Genomic DNA, 20,641 nt, shown 5'->3' on the forward strand with positions numbered 1-20,641 from the left:
CACCGACAATGGAGCTAAAAATGTCAAAGCAATTGCAAGACGCATACATCGTCGCCGCGAGCCGCACGCCGATCGGCAAGGCGCCGCGCGGGATGTTCAAGAACACGCGCCCGGACGAACTGCTGGTGCACGCTATCCGCTCGGCCGTGGCGCAGGTGCCGGGCCTCGACACCAAAGTGATCGAAGACGCGATCATCGGCTGCGCGATTCCGGAAGCGGAACAAGGCCTGAACGTCGCGCGGATGGGTGCACTGCTGGCCGGCCTGCCGAACTCGGTTGGCGGCGTGACGGTGAACCGCTTCTGCGCGTCGGGCCTGACCGCGCTGGCCATGGCGGCGGACCGCATCCGCGTGGGTGAATCCGACGCGATGATCGCCGGCGGCTGCGAATCGATGAGCATGGTGCCGATGATGGGCAACAAGCCGTCCATGTCGCCGCACATCTTCGATCGCAGCGAAGACTTCGGCATTGCCTACGGCATGGGCCTGACGGCCGAGAAAGTCGCCGAACGCTGGAAGATCAGCCGCGAAGCGCAAGACGCGTTCTCGGTCGAATCGCACCGCCGCGCGATCGCCGCGCAGCAGTCCGGCGAGTTCAAGGACGAAATCGCCGCGTACACGATCACCGAGCGTTTCCCCGATCTCGCCACCGGCGAAGTGAAGGTGAAGACGCGCGAAGTGTCGCTCGACGAAGGTCCGCGCGCGGAAACCACGCTGGAAGGCCTGGCCAAACTGCGCACGGTGTTCGCGAACAAGGGCTCGGTCACGGCGGGCAACAGCTCGCAGACGTCGGACGGCGCAGGCGCGTTGATCGTCGTGTCGGAAAAGATGCTGAAGGAATTCAACCTGACGCCGCTTGCGCGTTTCGTCAGCTTCGCCGTGCGCGGCGTGCCGCCGGAAATCATGGGTATCGGTCCGAAGGAAGCGATTCCGGCCGCGCTGAAGGCCGCCGGCCTGAAGATCGACGACATCGACTGGATCGAACTGAACGAAGCGTTCGCGGCGCAATCGCTGGCGGTGATTCAGGACCTCGGGCTGGACCCGTCGAAGATCAACCCGCTCGGCGGCGCGATCGCTCTCGGCCACCCGCTGGGTGCGACGGGCGCGATTCGTGCGTCGACGGTGGTGCATGGTTTGCGCCGCCGCAACTACAAGTACGGCATGGTGACGATGTGCGTCGGCACCGGCATGGGCGCAGCAGGCATCATCGAGCGTCTGTAAACCGGATAACGCCGGCGACCCCGGTGTTTGCACAGGTCCCCATGGGCACCCCTTAAGGACCGCGGAACGGTTCGCAGGCCACTGGCTTGCGAACCGTTTCCACATTCTCAGCAGGATCACGAGGAGAAGACGGAGATGACAATGGATATTCTGGTCGAGCGCGCCGAAGGCGTGCTGACGATTGCCTTCAACCGGCCCGACAAGAAAAACGCGATCACGGCCGCGATGTATCAGACCATGGCCGACGCGCTGGTCGACGCGCAAGGCGATACGTCGGTGCGCGCGATTCTGATTCGCGGCAGCGCGACTATTTTCAGCGCCGGCAACGATCTCGAAGACTTCATGAAGACGCCGCCGATGGGCGAAGACGCGCCGGTGTTCCAGTTCCTGCGCGCGATCAGTTCGGCGGAGAAACCGGTGGTGGCGTCGGTGGCGGGGCCGGCGGTGGGCATCGGCACGACGCTGCTGCTGCACTGCGATCTGGTCTACGCCGCCGATTCGGCCAGCTTTTCGCTGCCGTTCGCGCAACTCGGACTGTGCCCGGAAGCGGCGTCGAGCTTGCTGCTGCAACGCGTGGGCGGCTATCAGGCGGCGGCGGAAAAGCTGCTGCTCGGCGAGGCATTCGACGTGACCGAAGCGCAGCGCATGGGCTTCGTGAATCGCGTATTGCCGGCGAACGAGGTGGATGCGTTCGCCGCTGCGCAGGCCGCGAAGCTGGCGGCGTTGCCGGCTTCGTCACTGCGCGTAACCAAGAGTTTGATGAAGCGCGCGAGCCAGCAGGAATTGCAGACGCAGATGTCGGAAGAAGCCGTGCATTTCGGCAAGATGCTGCTCGCACCGGAAGCGCGCGAAGCGTTCAAGGCGTTCTTCGAGAAGCGCAAGCCGGATTTCCGGGCGTTTCCGTAAGCGTCGACCGTCGTTGCAATGCGGGGTGGCGGGGACGGGGGGACGGCGACGCGCATCAAAGCGCCATCGCCTGAACCGCGCGCGTTATTCCGCGATCGAAAAGCGCGCTGGACGCTTGTGCGGCGCCGCCGGACGTTTCACGCGCGCCGTTGCGCCGCGAATGAAAAGAATCGCGCAAAAGGCGACCATCGCCCAGATGCAGAGAATGACGGTCAAAGCACTCATTTCGGTTCTCGGCGTTGCGACATGACCGCGATACGGCGATGAATTCCGCCGGCCTCGCGGCTGCTCAATGTGTCGTAGGTTGGTCCGTGCCGTCGAGCAGAAGCTGGTCGATCAGGCTGGTAGAGATGGCGAGCTGCCTTTCGAGCGATGCCCGCGCCGCTTCCGCGGCCGCCGCATCGCCGCGCGCCACGGCCTGATGCGTCAGCGTGGCGAGCTGCAATACTTTCCCGGAGGAGCGGTGCAGGCCGTCCATCATGTCGGCATCGACACCCGACGGGAGCATCTGTTCGGACGTGAACAGCTCGGGCAGATCAAGACCGAACGGGCGATTTTTGGCGTGACGGGATGACATTTTCGGGCGGCTCTCTCGATTGGCACGATGCTAGTGTGAGCCGATCGGCGCGCGGGTAATTCGCCGAAAAGAGGCCAGATTCGAAGTCAATCCGTGGTGTGGGATGCCTCCGCTCAACCCGGCGCGGGCTGCAACGTGTCGTAGTCGACGTAGCTCGTCTCGCGGCAGAAGCTGACCAGCCGCACGCCCGCCTTGCGGGCAATCGCAATGGCCAGCGACGACGGCGCCGAAATCGTCGCGACCATCGGCACGCCGACGCGCGCCGCTTTGCGCACCAGCTCGTAGCTGGCGCGGCTCGACAGGAACACAAAACCCTCTTTCGTATCCACGCGATCCAGCACGAGCTGGCCGATCAGCTTGTCGAGCGCGTTATGACGGCCGACGTCCTCGAACGCGTAGCGGATCGCGCCTGCCGCGTCGCACCACGCGGCGGCGTGCAGGCCGCCGGTCAGCCGCGTCAGCGCCTGATGTTCGGGCAGGCCGTGGGCGGCGCGGGCGATCGCGTCCGGCGCGAGCCGTTGCAGAAAACCGGTGTCGGGCACCCGTTCCGGGTTCAGATCCAGCAGATCGATGCTTTCGATTCCGCAGACGCCGCAGCCGGTGCGCCCGGCGAGCGCGCGGCGCTTTTCCTTCAGCGCGACGAACGCCTGCTGCACCACCTGCAATTGCACTTCGGCATGCGGCAATTCGCCGTCGTCGTGCAACTCGACTTCGATGTCGTGAATGTCGCTGCCGCGTGCCACGATGCCTTCCGAAATCGCGAAACCGACCGCGAACGCTTCCAGATCGCGCGGCGTACACATCATCACCGCGTGCGAAATACCGTTGAAGACCAGCGCGACCGGCCATTCCTGACCGACGTGATCAGTGACGGTTTCGACCGCCGCGCCGCGATGCCGATGCACCTGACGTTCCACCGCGCCCGGTTGTCCGGCTGTTTCCAGTTCGTTCAAGCTCATTGACTCCTATACCTTGCCGCGTGCCGCTCTCGTGCCGTCACCGCGCGAATAAGGTTCTAAAATACCTCAAGCCGGGCTTGCATGTTGCCCGCTATCCACGAGGACACTGTCATGGGACTCAACGAAGCACCGCTTCTGTTCAACTTCGAGGTCGAGTCTTCGGAGAATTTCACCTTCATCCCGATGTCGGTTCGCTTCAACCTCGACCGTTTCGGCTTGCGTATCACGCTGGCGCAATGGCAGATGCTGCCGCTCGAAGACCGCAAGCTGCTGGCGCGTTTTCCGGTCGACGACGACACGGAAATCGAACCGAATTTCGACCACGCGCTGTTCGAAATGCTGCGCACTCACGCCAATGTCGAGCCGGAGTGGTTTACGCCCGAGGAAGCACCGCTCTGGCGCCGTACCGATAGCGTGCCGGAAGGCGTCACGCACCAGGCGGGATTGGCGGGTCTGACCGCGCCGAGCGTGGCGCGCTGGGCCGAACTCGATCCGTTCAAGCGCTACGTGCTCGCCAAGCTGTCGCGCAAACCGGAGGCCAACCACGACTTCGTGCCGGCCATGAAGGAATTTGGAGGCGGCGCCTAGCTCGGGGCGCCTATTTTTTCACCCTCACCCTCAACCCGCTCCGAACCCTGCCGTTATCCATGGGTTGGCGTGTAAAAAAACTCGCATCGATGCAGCCTGATGCACCGAAAGCGACCGCGCGCTCCCGCCCTCGGAACGATCTGACGTTCGGAATCCATGAATTCTTTTTTATCGAAGCGGCTGCTGATCAATCTGGCAGTCGTTGCTGCCGCGGTCGGCGCGAACGCGTTCGTCGCTTATTCGCAGATTTGCGGTCAGCGCGATGCCGACGCGCGCATGCTGCGTTCGACCAGCGTGCGCGAGAACCTCGACGCCTACCAGGCGGCGCTCGACGGCGGTCTTGCCACGCTTGGCCGCTTCGAGGCGACGGGGGAATCGGCGCCGGTCAGCGCGGCCAGCACGACGCGGGCGACGCTCGCCGCCCTTGAGCACGAGCTGCGCAGCGAACTGGCCGGCGAACCGGCCATGCTCGACAAGCTGGCGCGACTGAGCGCCGACAGCCACGCGCTGCAACACGATATCGACGATGCGCTGTTGAAGAGCGCCAGCGCCGAGCCGAACGCGTCGCGTGCGTGGGCGGCGTCGACCTATACGCATCTCGGGCTGGGGCTCGATCGCGTGGAGGCCGGTCTCGCGGCGTTGCGCAGCGAGGAAAGCCACGCCCTGCAGGCGTCGCTCTCGGCGTCGGCCAGCGAAACCCAGCGTGCCATGTTCCTGCTGATCGTCACCATGCTGGCCGGCAGCGCGCTGCTGATCTTCACCTTCGGCGCCCGCGAAAGCAGCGCCCGCGAAAAACTGCGCACCGTGCGCGCGCTGGGCCGCAACGACGAGCGCTTTCGCGGCCTGTTCGACGATCATCCGGTGCCGATGTACATCTTCGATCGCGAAACCATGCGGTTTCTCGCCGTCAATGCGGCCGCGATCCAGCAATACGGCTACTCGGAAAGCGAATTTCTCGGCATGACGATTCGCGCGATCCGGCCGAACGCGGAAATCGCGCGGCTCGAATCGCATCTGCAGCGCAGCGATATGGCGCCGCGCGGCCGCACCATGGCCGGCATCTGGCATCACCGGCGCAAGGACGGTTCGACGATCAGCGCCGACATCTCTTATCACGCGCTGAACTTCATGGGCCGCGCCGCGTTTTTCGTGCTGGCCGACGACGTCACCGACCAGATCAACGCCGAAGCCGAGGCGCAGCGTTCGAACCAGATGCTCGAAGCGGTGATCGACAACATTCCGCAGCGGATTTTCTGGAAGGATCTGGAGTCACGCTATCTCGGCTGCAACATGGCGTTCGCACGCGACGCGGGGCTTGCCTATCCGGAGCAGGTGGTCGGTAAAAGCGACTCGGACATGCCGTGGCGCGCATTCGCCGAACTGCTCGGCGATCACGACAAGGAAGTGGTGAGCACCGGCGTGCCGAAGATGAGTTTCGAAGTCGATCTGGTGATCGACGGCGTGCATCGCACCACGGTCACGAGCAAGCTGCCGTTTACCGACGGCGACGGCCGCGTGATCGGTGTGCTCGGTTCGTACACCGACATCACCGAACGCAAGCGCGCCGATCTCGCGCTGCGTCTGCAAAGCCGCGCGCTCGACGCGAGCGTCAACGCGATTCTGATCACCGCGCCGTCGCCGACGGGCAATCTGATCGAATACGTGAACCCGGCGTTCATGCGGATCACCGGCTACGATCCCGCCGAAGTGATCGGCCACGACTGCCGCGTGCTGCAGCGCGACGACCGCGACCAGGAAGGCGTCGCGCTGATCCGTCAGGCGCTCGGGGCGAACCGCGAAGTCAGCGCGGTGGTGCGCAACTATCGCAAGGATGGCGCGCTGTTCTGGAATCAGCTGTTTATTGCGCCGGTGCCGAATACGGACGGCGTGATCACGCATCACATCGGCGTGATCAACGACGTGACCGATCTGATGCGCTATCAGGAACAACTCGAATACCAGGCCAACTACGACAGCCTGACGCGCCTGCCGAACCGCAATCTGCTGCGCGACCGTTTGCAGCATGCGCTGATCGTCGCGCAGCGGCAGCACAAGGGCGTGGCGGTCGTGTTCATCGATCTGGACGGCTTCAAGAACGTCAACGACAGTCTCGGCCACAGCGTCGGCGACCGGCTCCTGAGCGTGGTCGCCGAGCGGCTTGCGCGCTGCACGCGGACCAGCGACACGGTGGCGCGCCACGGCGGCGACGAGTTCGTGATCGTGATGACCGACACCGTCGACGAACAGTCGCTGATTGCGTGGATGGAGCGTGTGCGCGCGTCGATTTCCGAGCCGGTGTGGCTCGACGGCACCGAGTTGTACGTAGGCTGCAGCATGGGCGCGAGCCTGTTCCCGCAAGACGGGGAAGACGCCGAAACGCTCATGAAAAAGGCCGACCTCGCGATGTATCGCGCGAAGGACATGGGCCGCAACACGTTCCAGTTCTACCAGCCGGAGATGAACGCGAGCGCCGGTGCGCGTCTGAATCTGGAGCGGCGTCTGCGGCGCGCGCTGCGCGATAAAGAATTCCTGCTGCACTACCAGCCGCAGGTGGACATCAGCAGCGGGCAGATCGTCGGCACCGAGGCGCTGGTGCGTTGGCTGGATCCAGAGGTGGGGCTGGTGCCGCCGTCGTCGTTCATTCCGCTCGCGGAGGAGAGTGGGCTAATCGGGCCGCTGTCCGAGTGGGTACTGCGCGAAGCGTGCCGCCAGAACAAGGCCTGGCAGGATGAAGGTTTGCCGCCGACGCGGGTCTCGGTGAATCTATCGGCGCGGGTTTTCCAGCAGCGCGATATCGCGAAGCTCGTGATGCAGGTGCTGGCCGAAACCGGTCTCGAACCGCAGTACCTCGAACTCGAACTGACCGAAAGCACGATCATGCGCAACGCCGAAGAAGCGGTGTCGATGCTCAACGAACTGCACGCACTGGGCATCGGGCTTGCCATCGACGACTTCGGCACCGGCTATTCGAGCCTCAGCTATCTGAAGCGTTTTCCGGTGGATCGGCTGAAGATCGACCGCTCGTTCGTCTCCGACATCGGTGTGTCGGGCGACGACGAGACGATCACCTCGGCGATCATCGCGCTCGCCCATTCGCTGAAGTTGCAGGTGATCGCCGAGGGTGTGGAGACGTCGGCGCAACTCGACTTCCTGCGCGAACGCGCGTGCGATGAAATGCAGGGGTTCTATTTTGCGAAGCCGATGGGCACGGAAGCGATTGCCAAATTGCTGCAGGGCGGGGCGCAGCGGGAGCTGGCGACGGTCTGAGGCGGGCGGCGGGCGGCGGGCGGCGTGCTCAGCGTGCTTGAGCCGGCTGAGCATTTAGCCAGCCGGCTCGCTCGATGTCACACCGGCGGCGTGCTCACGAACACCGGCAAGGCCTCCGCCAACGCGGAAAACGCTTTTAGATGCGGATACGCAGCTTCGCTGACGATCTCCGGCAGCATCATCTGCGTGAAACGCCACGCGACCGCCACGCTGATATCCGCCGCGTCGAAGCGATCGGTTTCAGTGGGCGGCGGCGTGATGGCGAGAGCCTGTTCGAGCGCGGCGTAGGCGGCGAGCAATTGCGAGCGCACGCGCGCGACCCACGGCTCATGCTGTTTTTCCGCCGGTCGCAAATTGCGTTCATAGACGATCTGCACGGTCTTTTCGCTGGCGGCCAGCGCAAGACCGGTCAGGTGGGCGGCGCGCAACGCGTCGTCCGGCCGCGACGGAAACAGCCGCTGCTGCGGCCCGGCGAGCGTTGCCGCGTACTGAAGAATCGCGGTCGAGTCCATGACCACCAGGCCGTTATCGGCGATCAGCGTCGGCGCTTTGACGACCGGGTTGATCTTCGCGAACTGGTCGTAGGTGCTGAACACCGAAATCGATTCGTGTTCGAACTCTAGCTTCAGCAATTTGAGGCAGATGGCGACCCGGCGCACGTAAGGCGAGTCGAGCATTCCGATCAGTTTCATCTCATTTCCGTTAGAAGTTCTTTCATGGGCGCCTAAGGCGCCAGCGTCGGGCCAGTTTCAACGCCGGCGCAGATCGTGGCGTATCCAGCCGTTAGATTAAGCATCTCTGTTCGCTAAAAAAAGCGACATTAATCGACGGTTTACGTCAGAATTTCTTACATGAAACCGATCCCGCCATTAACCGCGCTGCGCTGCTTCGAGGCGGTTGCCCGCTTGGGCGGCGTCACCCAGGCCGCGCGCGAATTGCATGTCACGCACTCGGCGGTGAGCCAGCAGATCAAGGTGCTGGAAGACAGCATGGGTCTCGCCTTGTTCATTCGCGAGGCGCGTGGGCTGCGGCTGACCGAAATAGGGCGTCTCTACGCGCTCGAAATCCGCACCGCGCTGCGCGACATCACGCACGCCACGCGCCGCGCGCAGGCGCGGCCCCAGGAAAGTGAGCTCGTGATCGCGACGTTGCCGTCGTTCGCGCAGCATTGGCTCGTGCCGCGTCTCGCGAGTTTCCGCGAGGCGCATCCGTACTACCGGGTCCGTTTGCTGACGAGTCTCCAAGTCGAGGATTTGCGCCAGGGCGCGTGCGATGTCGGCATCCGGATGGGCCAGGGGCATTGGCCCGACGTCGCGCAGCAAAAGCTGTTCGACGACGAAATCGTCGCGATCGCGGCGCCGCATTTCGCGCTCGCGCCGAACGGGCGCTTTCCGCTCACGGCCGAAGACGTGATGAGCTGTCCGCTGATTTCCAGTCCCGATACGCCATGGACCGATTGGTGCCGCGCGGCCCAGGTCGCGGAGCCCGAGGACGAAGCCGTGGTGTTGTCGGCGAACGATTCGAACATCGTGATCGGCGCCGTGTTGATGGGGCAGGGCGTCGCGCTCGAACGGCGCAGCCTGGTCGGGCATGCGCTGGCACGCGGCGAGCTCGTGCAGATCACTGGTATCCGCGTGCCCTATCGTTATCCGTACTGGCTCGTGTGGCAGCAGCGCGAAATGCTCAATGTCCGGCAAGCCCACTTCGCCCAGTGGATCGAAGGACAGGTCGACGTTTATCTGCACGGCAACGCTTCCGCCTGAACGCCGGTTCGCCTGCGATGGCCCCGTGCTGGTGCGCGGAAACCGTTTTGCGGACGGGTTTCGGTCGGCTATATTCGGGGTTCCCGGCTCAAGCTGCGCTGGGAACCCCGAAGCATCGATTCACGTGGCGTGGCGCCCACTCGTTGTCGCTGCTCGTACCAGGTCATGGGCGCTGCGCCGTCGTACGGATTGCCAACTCGACTGGAGAGAGAACAATGACGTCTTCACCTGCAAAGAAGCTGAGTGTGTTGCTGGCATCGGTGGTACTGAGTGTGGCGTGCGCCGCACCAGCGTTTGCGCAAAGCGGCGGCGGCGGTGGCGCGGCGGGCGACGATTCGGATGCGGCCAAGCCCGTGGCCGCGTCGAAAGCGACCACCACGAAGGCCCAGCGCAAGGCCGCGCGCAAGCAGGCGCGCGCCAAGAAAAACGCGGAGTTGAAGAATCTGGAAGCCAACGGCTACAACCCGTCGCGCAACGATCCGAACTATCCGACCGACCTTCAGAACGCGCAGAAAAAAGCGGCTGCCGCAGCGGCGGCGAGTCAGTAAGCGGACTCACGGCGCGGCAGGTTTACAGCGCGGTGCTGCTGGGTCCGGGTGACGAATTGCCGAATCTGGCCACGGCCGCCGCGCTACTAATTGCTGGCACGTAAAGCGGAATGCAAACGAGGCGCCCAGGCGCCTCGTTGTCGTTCAGGTCCGCTGTTTAGCGGCGTGCGCAGCGGCGTGTTTCAACCAAGCCCGTTTATTCCACCACCGGCAACGCGCGCGGACGGCGGTCGCTATCGGTCGCGACGTAGGTCAAAAGCGCCTCGGTCACTTTCACGACTTCTTCGGTCAGGCTCATACGTTGTGCGTAAACCTCGACCGACACCGTCACCGACGTGTTGCCCGTCTTGACGATATCCGCGTAAAAGCTCAACAGATCGCCGACGAAAACCGGCTGCTTGAACACGAACGAATTGACCGCGATGGTCGCCACTCTGCCGTTGGCGCGGCGGCTCGCCGGAATCGAGCCGGCAATGTCCACTTGCGCCATGATCCAGCCGCCGAACACGTCGCCGTGGACGTTCGCGTCCGACGGTTGCGGTACGACGCGCAGCGCGCAGGACTTTTGCGGGAGTTGAAGGAGATCGGTCATTTGGACACTCTTGAGAAACGGATGGGCCAGGTCGACTCGACCGGCGGGCGACGGCGTTCACGGACTATCGTGCCAGCGCCTCGTGGAGGGGCGGCCCGGCTGCGCGGCCAGCGGATGACCGGCGGCCCGACTGCCCATGGAAAGCGGCGCCAGCCGGCTTCTGCGACAATACAAAGATCAGGAATTGTACGGGAAAGCGCCCAGCCGGGTCGCGCGACAAAAAGCAGTGTGCCGAGCCCTTGGCCTGCTGCGGTCGGCGCGCCGCTGCGAACTCCGGCCGTTCCATCCTCTCCCCAAGCCGACCTCCATGCGCCGCACGCCCTCGTCCGAACCCTCGCCGATCTCCACCCAGCCGCGCAACGACTGGCAGACGATTCTGTCGCTGCTGCCCTATCTCGCCACCTACAAATGGCGCGTCGCCTTCGCGCTGAGCTGCCTGATCGGCGCGAAAGTCGCCAACCTCGGCGTGCCGATCGTGATGAAGCGGATCGTCGACAGCCTCGCGTCGGTGCAGCATCTCACCGCGCTCGGCCGCGCACACGATTCGCCGGCTATCGTGCTGCTCGGCGGCGTCGGTTTGCTGGTGGTCGCGTATGCGGTGGTGCGGCTGTCCACGTCGCTATTTACCGAGCTGCGCGAGATTCTGTTCGCCAAGGTGACCGAGAGCGCGGTGCGCCAACTCGCGTTGAAAGTGTTCCGCCATCTGCACGCGCTGTCGTTGCGCTTCCATCTCGAACGGCAGACCGGCGGCATGTCGCGCGATATCGAGCGCGGCACGCGCGGCATCACGCAACTGATCTCGTACTCGCTGTACAGCATTCTGCCGACGCTGGTCGAGGTTGGCCTCGTGCTTGGCTTTTTCGTCGTTAAATACGAGTGGTATTACGCGGTCGTCACGTTTATCGCGCTGGCCACGTACATCGTTTTCACGGTGAAGGTCACCGAGTGGCGCACGCATTTTCGCCGCACGATGAACGACCTCGATTCGAAGGCGAACTCGCGCGCGATCGACTCGCTGCTCAACTACGAGACCGTGAAGTACTTCGGCAACGAAGAGTGGGAAGCGAGCCGTTACGACGAAAACCTCAAGCGCTATCGCACGGCCGCGATCAAATCGCAGCGCTCGCTGTCGGCGCTGAATTTCGGTCAGCAGGCGATCATCGGCACGGGACTCGTGTTCATTCTGTGGCGCGCCACGCAAGGCGTGATGGCTGGGCGGCTCACGCTCGGCGACCTGGTGCTGATCAACACGTTCATGTTGCAGCTTTATATTCCACTGAATTTTCTCGGCGTGGTGTATCGGGAATTGAAGCAGAGCCTCACCGACATGGACCGCATGTTCACGCTGCTCGGCGCCGCTCAGGAAGTGCCCGACCTCGACGGTGCGCCGGCGTTGCAGGTGCGCGGCGCGCAGGTGCGCTTCGAGCGCGTGAACTTTGCGTATGAGCCGGCGCGGCAGATTCTGCACGACGTGAGCTTCACGATTCCGGCGGGCACCACGACCGCGGTGGTGGGACATAGCGGCTCGGGTAAATCGACCCTCGCGCGCCTGATGTTCCGCTTCTACGATCTGGACCGCGCGACCGGCGGCGCGATCACCATCGACGGTCAGGATATCCGCGACGTCACGCAGGATTCGCTGCGAGCGTCGATCGGGATCGTGCCGCAGGATACCGTGCTGTTCAACGATTCGATCTACTACAACATCGCTTATGGCCGACCTTCGGCGACGCGCGAAGAAGTGATCGCGGCGGCGCGCGCGGCACATATTCACGACTTCATCGAAGGACTGCCGAAGGGCTATGAAACGCCGGTCGGCGAGCGCGGCCTGAAGCTTTCCGGCGGCGAAAAGCAACGCGTGGCGATTGCGCGGACCATTCTGAAGAATCCACCGATCCTGCTGTTCGACGAAGCGACCTCCGCGCTTGATTCGCGCTCCGAACGCGCGATCCAGCACGAGCTCGATCAGATTGCCCGCGAGCGCACCACGCTGATCATCGCGCACCGGCTGTCGACGGTGGTGCACGCGCAGCAGATCATCGTGATGGACAAAGGGCGGATCGTGGAACGCGGCACGCACGCGGAATTGCTGCAGGCGAACGGTCTGTTCGCGCAGATGTGGGCGTTGCAACAGCAGCGCGTGGCGCAAGCGCCGGAAGCGGTCGACGCGGTGGGGGCGGGCGAGAGTTAAGCGGCGCTGAGGGATGGCGGAGAGTTGAACGGCGTTGCGGGCGATCGAAACCGACGCGGCGCTGCGGGCAGCCGATAGTCAAGCTGCGCTTCAGGGGCCTCTAGCGCCCGTTTTTCAACCGCAGATCCAGCTCGCCGAGCTGAGCCGCCGTGCCGACGTTCTCCCACAAGCCTTCGTACAACTCGCCGCTCGCGAGCCCGCGCGAAATCGTGTCGCGGTAGTACGGCGTCAGCGCGCGCCGCGTGCCGCGCGGCAGATCGCGGAACATCCGCGTGTCATAGAGACCGATGCTGCCGAACGTCAGGCGCGGTTGCGCGTCGAGCGACAGCACGCCGTCCACCAGGCCGAAATCGCCGTCCGCATGAAACACCGGATTCGGCACCATGACCAGATGCATGCCCGGCTCGGGCAAGCTGCGGAGTCTGTCGGCGTGGGCAGTCAGCGCGGCGTAGTCGAAATCGGCGTATACGTCGCCGGCAACGCCCACGAACACTTCGCCGCTGTCCGCCTCTTTGCCGCCGTCTTCCAGCAACGGTAACGCGTGCGCGATCGCGCCGGCCGTTTCCAGCGCTTCATGCTCGGGCGAGTAGCGCAATTCGACCTGCCAGCGCGAGCCTTTGCCCAACGCGGTTTCGAACTGCTCGCCGAGCCACGCGTGGTTGATCACGATGGTGCGAAAGCCGGCTTGCGCAAGCCGTTCGATCTGCCACACGATCAGCGGTTTGCCGCCCACTTCGAGCAACGGTTTCGGACAGGTATCGGTCAACGGACGCATGCGCTCACCGCGGCCCGCGGCGAAAATCATCGCTTTCTTCACGGAGGTCGTCATTGCTCAGAAGGTGTAGCCGACTTCATCCGCGCGGCCTTCGAGCTCGTCGAGCAGCCTGGCGAACGGACGCAGCGGCGCGTAACGTTCCGCGACCTTGCGCGCATAACCCATGAAACGCGGCAGATCTTTCATGTAATGCGCTTTGTTATCACGGTAGTTGATCCGGCAGAACAGCCCGAGCACCTTGATATGGCGTTGCAGGCCCATCCATTCGAGCTGGCGGTAAAATTCGCCGAAGTCGGGATCGACCGGCAGGCCGGCTTTTTTGGCGCGCTCCCAGTAGTACACGAAGCAATCCAGCTCGAACTCTTCGTCCCAGCCAAGGAACGCGTCGCGCAGCAGCGACGCGACGTCGTAGGTGATCGGACCGTACACGGCGTCCTGGAAGTCGAGCACGCCGGGGTTCGCAGCAGGAGTCGCCGCACCGTTCGCCGCGCTCGACCCGTTCGACCCGTTCGCGGTCGTGGTGACCATCAGATTGCGCGGCATGAAATCGCGCAGCATGAACACCTGCGGCTGCGCGCGCGCGCTCGCGATCAGCAGCGCAAAGGTGCGGTCGAGCAGACCGCGCGTCTTTTCGTCGACCTCGCGGCCCAGATGACGGCCGATGAACCACTCCGGCATCAATTCCATCTCGCGGCGCAGGAAGGATTCGTCGAACGGCGGCAGCACGTCTTCGCGCGAGGTGAGCTGCCAGCGGATCAGGGCGTCGAGCGCGTCGCGCAGCAGCGTGCGCGGACGGCGCGCGTCGTGCGCCTGCTGCGCGTCGGTCAGCGCGCCGAGGTACGAATCGGTGCCCAGATCGGTGACGAGCATGAAGCCGGCGTCGAAGTCGACTGCCAGCACGCGCGGCACGTTCACGTTGGCGGCCTCGAGCAGCTGGGCGACCTGCACAAATTCGCGGCACTTTTCAGGGGGCGGTGCGTCGACGGCGATCAGCGTGCCGGTGCCGTCGTCTTCCGGCGCCTTACCGGCGAGCCGGAAATAGCGGCGAAAACTGGCGTCGGACGAAGCCGGCGCGAGCGTGTCGAGCTCGAGCGAATAGCCCGCCGCATGGCGGTTCAGCCAGGCTTTGAGCAGGTCGAGACGGGGATCTTGGGTGTCTTGGGAGGAGGGCAGCGTCATGAAAACCGGCGGCAAATTCTGAGGGGCAACGTCTTGCCATATAATACCCCACGACTTTTTTGACGCGACTCACGCCAGCTTTCGCGCGTTCCGCTTCACCGCCCGCCTCACCGTTCGAAAGATTGTCATTTGATGTGCAGCCGACTGTCACGGTCGGCGTGTGCAGGCGGTGGATCGTGACTGTAAAAGCTGGCGGATGGGCCGATTCGCCAAACGATACATGCCGCCTAGACAGCTTTCCCTAACGACTCCCTCTTGTGCCGTAGTGCCGCGCAAAAGGCGGCTCGTCGCGGCGTTGATCGCCGTTCCGGGCCTGATGCCCGCGCTTGCGCACGCCCAGCTGGTGGGGGAAGCCGCGCAGCCGCAACCGATCGACGCGCCATGGGGCATGCAACTCGCCCCGCAACTCGAAGAACATCCGCTGCTGCAGGGGCAGAAGTCGGCCACCTTCGTGCTCGGTGACACGACCACCGGCACCTCCGACCAGGACATGGCGGCCAAGGGATCGGCCGAGATTCGCCACAACACGATGGTGATCAAGGCCGACGCCCTGCATTACGATCAGGACACGGACATGGCCGACGCGTACGGCCAGGTCCACGTCAACAACAACGGCAATAACTTCGTCGGACCCGAAGCGCACATGCGGCTGGATTCGAGCGAAGGTTTCATGACCGCGCCGAAGTACCACTTCAATGTGACGGGCGGCTCGGGCAGCGCGCAACGGGTCGATCTGCTCGACAGCGAGCGCTCGGTCTTCACGAAGGGCACCTACACCGCCTGCCAGTGCGCGGACGATCCGGCCTGGTACATCAAGGGCAGCGAGTTCGATTTCGACACCGGCGCGGACGAAGGCGTCGCGCATAACGGCGTGCTGTTCTTCCAGGGCGTGCCGGTGTTTGCCTCGCCGTGGCTGTCGTTCCCGCTCTCGGGCGAGCGGCGCAGCGGGGTTCTGCCGCCCACGTTCTCGCTGAGTTCGTCGAATGGCTTCGAGCTGGCGGTGCCGTATTACTTCAACATCGCACCGAACCGCGATCTGACCATCACGCCGCGCCTGATCTCCAAGCGCGGCGTGCAGTTGCAGTCGTCGTTCCGTTACCTGTCGCCCACGTATTCCGGCTCGATCACCGGCGAATTCCTGCCGGACGACCGGCTGACCAAGACCAACCGCTACGCGCTGTACATCCAGCACAACCAGAACTTCGGCAACGGGTTCGGCGGCTACATCTACTACAACAAGGTTTCGGACAACACGTATCCGGAAGACCTGTCGTCGTCGGTCAGTCAGTTCATGAACGGCACCCAGCTCCTGTTTCAACAGGAAGCCGGGCTGACGTACAACAACGGTCCGTGGTCGGTGCTCGCGCGCGAACAGCACTGGCAGACGCTGACGCCGTCGATCGCGCCGTATGGCCGCGAGCCGCAGTTGAACGTGAAGTACGCGAAGTACAACATCGGTGGATTCGATTACGGCGCGGAAGCCGATTACTCGAATTTCCGCATCACCACCGCGGACACGACGCAGGGTCAGCGGGTGATGTTCAACCCGTACCTGTCGTATTCGGTGGTCGGGCCGGGCTACTTCGTCACGCCGAAGGTGCAACTGCACCTCGCGTCGTACGACCTGAACAACATCAGCAGCACCGCGCCGGCCGGCACGCCGAAGAATTTCACCGAATCGATCCCGACCTTCACGTTCGACACGGGCCTGATTTTCGACCGTTCGGTGCGGATCTTCGGCGAGGATTACATCCAGACGCTGGAGCCGCGGCTGTACTACGTGTACACGCCGTACCGCAATCAGCAGTTCGCGCCGCTGTTCGATACCGCCGAATCCGACTTCGGGCTGGCGGAAATTTTCTCGCCGAACACCTTCGTCGGTAACGACCGGATCGCCGACGCGAACCGTCTGACCGCAGCCATCACCACGCGCTTCATCAACCCGGCCACCGGCGACGAACGCGCGCGCTTCGTGATCGCGCAGCAGTATTACTTCCAGGATCAGCGCGTCACGCTGGATAACACGCAGACCAGCACGCAAGCCACGCATTCGGACCTGATCGTGGGTGCGTCGCTCAAGCTCGGCGCCGGTTTCGCTTCGGAAACGGCGTTCCAATATAATGCCGACAACAACCAGCTGGTGAAGACGAGCGTCGGCTTCGGGTTCAGTCCGGCCAGCGGCAAGGTGATCAACGTGGCGTACCGTTACACCCGCGCGAACACCACGCTGGAAAACACGCCGATCAATCAGGTGCTGGTTTCGGGGCAATGGCCGCTCTCGCACCACGTGTACGGGGTGGCAAGGTTCAACTACGACCTGGGCGGAAAACGGATCGTCGACGGCCTGGTGGGCCTGCAATACGATGCCGACTGCTGGACGCTCGGCGCCGGGATCCAGCGTTACGCGAATGGTGTGAACACCTCGAACCAGAATCAGACGAGCACGCGGTTCCTTGCGCAGTTGACGTTCAAGGGCTTGTCGAGCGTCGACAACGGGCTGATGGCCGCGTTCCGCAGCGGCGTGCAGGGCTACACGCCGCTGCCGCCGCCGCCGCCGCCGGAAGCGCGTTTCACCAATTACGAATGACGCGGGTCGGTCGCGATCGTTTTATTGAATGCGAAAAGACGGGCCAGGCGCGCCCGACATCATTGGAGTATCTGTGGCAATCATGAAAAAGCTTCGCTTGGCAACGCTTGCGGCCGGTCTCGCCGCCGCGGCGTCTTTCCTGTCGGTTGCGCCGGTCCAGGCGCAGGCGCTGGCCAGCAGCGGTAGCGGCCAGACGGTCGATACCATTGCCGCGGTGGTCAACAACGGTGTCATCACGCGGCGCGAACTGGACGACCGCATGGGCCTGATCACGCGCCGGCTGAACCAGCAGAACGCGCCGGTCCCGCCGCTGGACCAGTTGCGTCAGCAGGTGCTCAACCAGATGGTGCTGGAGCGCATCCAGTTGCAGAAGGCGAAGGAAGACGGCATCAACATCGACGACGCCGCCGTGCAAAAAACGCTCGAGCGCCTCGCACAGTCGAACAACATGTCGCTCGAAATGTACCGCGCGCGGATCGAGGCGCAAGGTGTGCCCTGGACCACGTTCACGAACGACGCGCGCACCGAACTGACGCTCTCGCGTCTGCGCGAGAAAGAAGTGGATAGCAAGGTCGTGGTGTCGGACGCCGAAGTCGCGAACTACATCGCCAGTCAGCGTGGCCCGAACGCCGGCCTGCAGAGCGACCTGCACATGCAGCACATTTTCCTGAAGGCGCCGCTGAACGCGTCGGAGACCGACATCGAAGCGGCGCAGAAAAAAGCCCAGGCGTTGCTCGCCGAAGCCAAGGGCGGTGCGAACTTCGAAAAGCTCGCGAAGGCCAATTCGCAAGCGCCGGACGCCTCCAAGGGCGGCGATACCGGCTACCAGCAGCCTTCGAAGTTGCCGCCTGAGTTCGTCAAGGCCGCTTCCACGCTGCGCCCAGGCGAAATCAATCCGGACGTGATCCGCACCAACGACGGTTTCGAAGTCGTGCGTCTGGTCGATCGCCGCGCCGGTCAGGGTTCGAGCTCGGATGCGCCGAAGCTGGTGCAGACGCACGTGCGCCACATTCTGCTGCGCGTCGGCGACGGTATGTCGGAGCCGCAAGCGCGTCAGAAGCTGCTCGAGATCAAGAATCAGATCGCCGAGGGCGGCGACTTTGCGAAGTTCGCGCGCACCTACTCACAAGACGGTTCGTCGTCGCAAGGCGGTGACCTCGGCTGGATCAGCCCGGGCGAGACGGTCCCGGAATTCGAGCGCGCAATGAACAACCTGCAGGACGGTCAGATCAGCGACCCGGTGCGCAGCGAGTACGGCTATCACCTGATCCAGGTGCTGGGCCGCCGCGACGCCGAAGGTTCGGTCTCGCAGCAGATGGATCTGGCGCGCCAGGCCATTGGTCAACGCAAGGCGGAACAGGCTTACGCGGACTGGCTGCGTGAGCTGCGCGACACCGCGTATGTGGAAGTGAAGCCCACGCTTTCGAGCGTGCAGTAATCGTCATGACGAACGCCGCTCAGTCCGCCGCCTTGCCGCTACAGATCGCGATCACGACCGGCGAGCCGGCCGGCGTCGGCCCTGAACTGACCGCGCAGGCCCTGGCTGGCGCGGCGACGCACTGGCCCGGCGCGCAGTTCACCGTGCTGGGCGACGCGGCGTTGCTCGCCGAACGCGCGCGCGCCGTGGGCGTGGACTGGAATGCGCTGCTGGCGGACGGCCAACGCGTGCGAATGCAGCATCGGCCGCTCGGCGCGCCGGTGCAGGCCGGCAAGCTGAACGCGGCTAATGGCCGCTACGTGCTCGACCTGCTCGACAGCGCGATCGACGGCGCGGTAGCCGGCACCTTCGACGCGATCGTCACCGCACCGCTGCAAAAAAGCACCATCAACGACGCCGGGGTGCTGTTCACCGGCCACACCGAATATCTGGCGGAGCGTACCCGCACGCCGCGCGTGGTGATGATGCTGGCCGGCTCCGGCAAGCGTCCGCTGCGCGTCGCGCTGGCCACCACGCACCTGCCGCTCAAGGACGTGTCGGCGGCGTTGTCGGTCGACGGTATTGTCGAGACGCTGCGCATTATCGACCACGATCTGCGGCATCACTTCGGCTTGCCGGCACCGCGTATTCTCGTGACGGGGCTGAACCCGCATGCGGGCGAAAACGGCTACCTGGGTCGCGAGGAAATCGAGGTCATCACGCCGGCGCTGAAGCTCGCGAACGAGCAGGGCATCGACGCACCCGGTCCGTATCCTGCCGACACGCTGTTTCAGCCGCGTTATCTGGAGCAGGCCGACTGCGTGCTCGCCATGTTCCACGATCAGGGCCTGCCGGTGCTGAAATACGCTACATTCGGCGAGGGCATCAATATCACGCTCGGCTTGCCGATTATCCGCACCTCGGTCGATCACGGCACCGCGCTCGATCTGGCCGGCACCGGCCGCGCCGACGCGGGCAGCCTGATCGCCGCGATCGACACGGCGGTGTTGATGGCGCAGCACCGCCGCGCGGGCTGATTCGGCGTCGTTGCGCGGCTGGCCGCGCAATCGTTGCACGACTCGCCGCGCGCCTATGGTGTTGCCTGAGGCTGGCGCGTTTCGCGCCCGTTCCTTTTCTTCAAGCAGTTCTCTTTCTTTAGCGTTTCTTCGATGTCCACCAGCAGACAGCAACAGGGCCGGCACCAAGGTCATATCGCGCGCAAGCGTTTCGGTCAGAACTTTCTGGTCGACATGGGCGTGATCGATTCGATCGTCGACGTCATCCGGCCGCAGCGCGGCGAGCGCATGGTCGAAATCGGGCCGGGCCTCGGCGCGCTCACCGAGCCGCTGATCGAGCGTCTGGCGACGCCGGAAGCGCCGTTGCACGCCGTCGAGCTGGACCGCGATCTGATCGGCCGTCTGAAGACGAAATTCGGCGACTTGCTCGAACTGCATGCGGGCGACGCGCTCGCGTTCGACTTCGGTTCGCTGGCCGCGCCTGGCGAAAAGGCGTCGCTGCGCATTGTCGGCAATCTGCCGTACAACATTTCGAGCCCGCTGCTGTTTCATCTGGCGTCGTTCGCGCATTGCGTGATCGACCAGCATTTCATGCTGCAGAACGAGGTGGTCGAACGCATGGTGGCCGAGCCGGGCACCAAGGCGTTCAGCCGTCTCTCGGTGATGCTGCAATACCGCTACGTGATCGACAAGCAGCTCGACGTGCCGCCCGAATCGTTCAATCCGCCACCGAAGGTCGATTCGGCGATCGTGCGGATGATTCCGTACGAATTGCATGAGTTGGCACCCGTCGACGAGCGCGTGCTCGGCGAAGTGGTGACGGCGGCGTTTTCGCAGCGCCGCAAAATGCTGCGCAATACGCTGGCCGCGTTTCGTGATTCGGTGGACTTCGACGCGCTCGGCTTCGACCTGCAACGTCGCGCCGAAGACGTGTCGGTCGCCGAATACGTGCGCGTGGCGCAGATCGTCGCGGCGGCCAAGCCGTCCCAGCGTGCAGCGACGAGCGACGGCGACGACGCCTCCTGAACCGTCACAGCACGCTAGCTAGCTCACTCA

At 64.1% G+C, this 20,641-nt stretch carries 17 protein-coding genes; 11 read left to right on the top strand and 6 right to left on the bottom strand.

The window, feature by feature from the left end:
• The first annotated feature begins 20 nt into the window (after nucleotides 1-20).
• Together BX591_RS16515 and BX591_RS16520 are read left to right on the top strand one after the other, a co-directional pair.
• On the top strand, nucleotides 21-1,220 hold the full coding sequence (locus tag BX591_RS16515; RefSeq protein ID WP_111932467.1) for an acetyl-CoA C-acyltransferase: 1,200 nt from the start codon (nucleotides 21-23) through the stop codon (nucleotides 1,218-1,220).
• A 135-nt stretch (nucleotides 1,221-1,355) separates the two neighbouring features.
• On the top strand, nucleotides 1,356-2,126 hold the full coding sequence (locus BX591_RS16520; RefSeq protein WP_111932468.1) for an enoyl-CoA hydratase: 771 nt from the start codon (nucleotides 1,356-1,358) through the stop codon (nucleotides 2,124-2,126).
• A gap of 289 nt (nucleotides 2,127-2,415) precedes the next feature.
• On the opposite strand, the gene BX591_RS16525 is transcribed toward BX591_RS16520, so the two are convergent.
• Together BX591_RS16525 and fdhD are read right to left on the bottom strand one after the other, a co-directional pair.
• Nucleotides 2,416-2,703 (bottom strand): hypothetical protein, encoded by a 288-nt coding sequence (locus BX591_RS16525; protein WP_111932469.1) that lies wholly within the window; start codon nucleotides 2,701-2,703, stop codon nucleotides 2,416-2,418.
• A gap of 113 nt (nucleotides 2,704-2,816) precedes the next feature.
• Nucleotides 2,817-3,656, bottom strand: coding sequence for a formate dehydrogenase accessory sulfurtransferase FdhD (gene fdhD, locus BX591_RS16530; RefSeq protein WP_111932504.1), 840 nt, complete (start codon nucleotides 3,654-3,656; stop codon nucleotides 2,817-2,819).
• 117 nt (nucleotides 3,657-3,773) lie between these two features.
• Between fdhD and BX591_RS16535 the strand changes: the two genes are divergently transcribed.
• Together BX591_RS16535 and BX591_RS16540 are read left to right on the top strand one after the other, a co-directional pair.
• Entirely contained in the window at nucleotides 3,774-4,250 is a 477-nt protein-coding gene (locus tag BX591_RS16535) for a nitrate reductase associated protein (protein ID WP_035553436.1), read from the top strand.
• Between the two features lie 156 nt (nucleotides 4,251-4,406).
• Nucleotides 4,407-7,517, top strand: a complete 3,111-nt coding sequence (locus tag BX591_RS16540) for a sensor domain-containing protein (protein WP_111932470.1) — start codon at nucleotides 4,407-4,409, stop codon at nucleotides 7,515-7,517.
• Between the two features lie 77 nt (nucleotides 7,518-7,594).
• On the opposite strand, the gene BX591_RS16545 is transcribed toward BX591_RS16540, so the two are convergent.
• Nucleotides 7,595-8,209 (bottom strand): glutathione S-transferase, encoded by a 615-nt coding sequence (locus tag BX591_RS16545; RefSeq protein WP_111932471.1) that lies wholly within the window; start codon nucleotides 8,207-8,209, stop codon nucleotides 7,595-7,597.
• Between the two features lie 159 nt (nucleotides 8,210-8,368).
• Between BX591_RS16545 and BX591_RS16550 the strand changes: the two genes are divergently transcribed.
• Both BX591_RS16550 and BX591_RS16555 read left to right on the top strand, forming a co-directional pair.
• Complete coding sequence (locus BX591_RS16550; RefSeq protein ID WP_111932472.1) at nucleotides 8,369-9,280, top strand: LysR substrate-binding domain-containing protein; 912 nt, start codon at nucleotides 8,369-8,371, stop codon at nucleotides 9,278-9,280.
• Between the two features lie 215 nt (nucleotides 9,281-9,495).
• Nucleotides 9,496-9,828 (top strand): DUF4148 domain-containing protein, encoded by a 333-nt coding sequence (locus BX591_RS16555; RefSeq protein ID WP_111932473.1) that lies wholly within the window; start codon nucleotides 9,496-9,498, stop codon nucleotides 9,826-9,828.
• A gap of 196 nt (nucleotides 9,829-10,024) precedes the next feature.
• Here BX591_RS16555 and BX591_RS16560 read toward each other — a convergent pair whose 3' ends face one another.
• Nucleotides 10,025-10,420: an acyl-CoA thioesterase gene (locus BX591_RS16560; protein ID WP_105507248.1), complete on the bottom strand. Its 396-nt coding sequence runs from the start codon at nucleotides 10,418-10,420 to the stop codon at nucleotides 10,025-10,027.
• A gap of 307 nt (nucleotides 10,421-10,727) precedes the next feature.
• Here BX591_RS16560 and BX591_RS16565 point away from each other — a divergent pair, with 307 nt between their 5' ends.
• The gene (locus BX591_RS16565; protein WP_111932474.1) at nucleotides 10,728-12,611 is read left to right on the top strand and encodes an ABCB family ABC transporter ATP-binding protein/permease; all 1,884 of its coding nucleotides are present in this window, start codon (nucleotides 10,728-10,730) and stop codon (nucleotides 12,609-12,611) included.
• A gap of 100 nt (nucleotides 12,612-12,711) precedes the next feature.
• On the opposite strand, the gene murU is transcribed toward BX591_RS16565, so the two are convergent.
• Both murU and BX591_RS16575 read right to left on the bottom strand, forming a co-directional pair.
• The gene (gene murU, locus BX591_RS16570; RefSeq protein ID WP_111932475.1) at nucleotides 12,712-13,440 is read right to left on the bottom strand and encodes an N-acetylmuramate alpha-1-phosphate uridylyltransferase MurU; all 729 of its coding nucleotides are present in this window, start codon (nucleotides 13,438-13,440) and stop codon (nucleotides 12,712-12,714) included.
• Nucleotides 13,441-13,443: 3 nt separating this feature from the next.
• Nucleotides 13,444-14,565, bottom strand: a complete 1,122-nt coding sequence (locus tag BX591_RS16575) for an aminoglycoside phosphotransferase family protein (RefSeq protein ID WP_111932476.1) — start codon at nucleotides 14,563-14,565, stop codon at nucleotides 13,444-13,446.
• Nucleotides 14,566-14,785: 220 nt separating this feature from the next.
• Here BX591_RS16575 and BX591_RS16580 point away from each other — a divergent pair, with 220 nt between their 5' ends.
• The 4 genes from BX591_RS16580 to rsmA all read left to right on the top strand — a co-directional run bounded on the left by BX591_RS16580 (nucleotide 14,786) and on the right by rsmA (nucleotide 20,611).
• Complete coding sequence (locus BX591_RS16580; RefSeq protein WP_111932505.1) at nucleotides 14,786-17,152, top strand: LPS-assembly protein LptD; 2,367 nt, start codon at nucleotides 14,786-14,788, stop codon at nucleotides 17,150-17,152.
• A gap of 73 nt (nucleotides 17,153-17,225) precedes the next feature.
• Nucleotides 17,226-18,590, top strand: coding sequence for a peptidylprolyl isomerase (locus BX591_RS16585; protein ID WP_111932477.1), 1,365 nt, complete (start codon nucleotides 17,226-17,228; stop codon nucleotides 18,588-18,590).
• 5 nt (nucleotides 18,591-18,595) lie between these two features.
• The gene (gene pdxA, locus BX591_RS16590) at nucleotides 18,596-19,606 is read left to right on the top strand and encodes a 4-hydroxythreonine-4-phosphate dehydrogenase PdxA (protein WP_111932478.1); all 1,011 of its coding nucleotides are present in this window, start codon (nucleotides 18,596-18,598) and stop codon (nucleotides 19,604-19,606) included.
• A 132-nt stretch (nucleotides 19,607-19,738) separates the two neighbouring features.
• Nucleotides 19,739-20,611, top strand: a complete 873-nt coding sequence (rsmA, locus tag BX591_RS16595) for a 16S rRNA (adenine(1518)-N(6)/adenine(1519)-N(6))-dimethyltransferase RsmA (protein ID WP_111932479.1) — start codon at nucleotides 19,739-19,741, stop codon at nucleotides 20,609-20,611.
• Nucleotides 20,612-20,641: the final 30 nt, after the last annotated feature.

The organism is Paraburkholderia bryophila, assembly GCF_003269035.1.
In the GTDB taxonomy this organism is placed as follows: domain Bacteria; phylum Pseudomonadota; class Gammaproteobacteria; order Burkholderiales; family Burkholderiaceae; genus Paraburkholderia; species Paraburkholderia bryophila.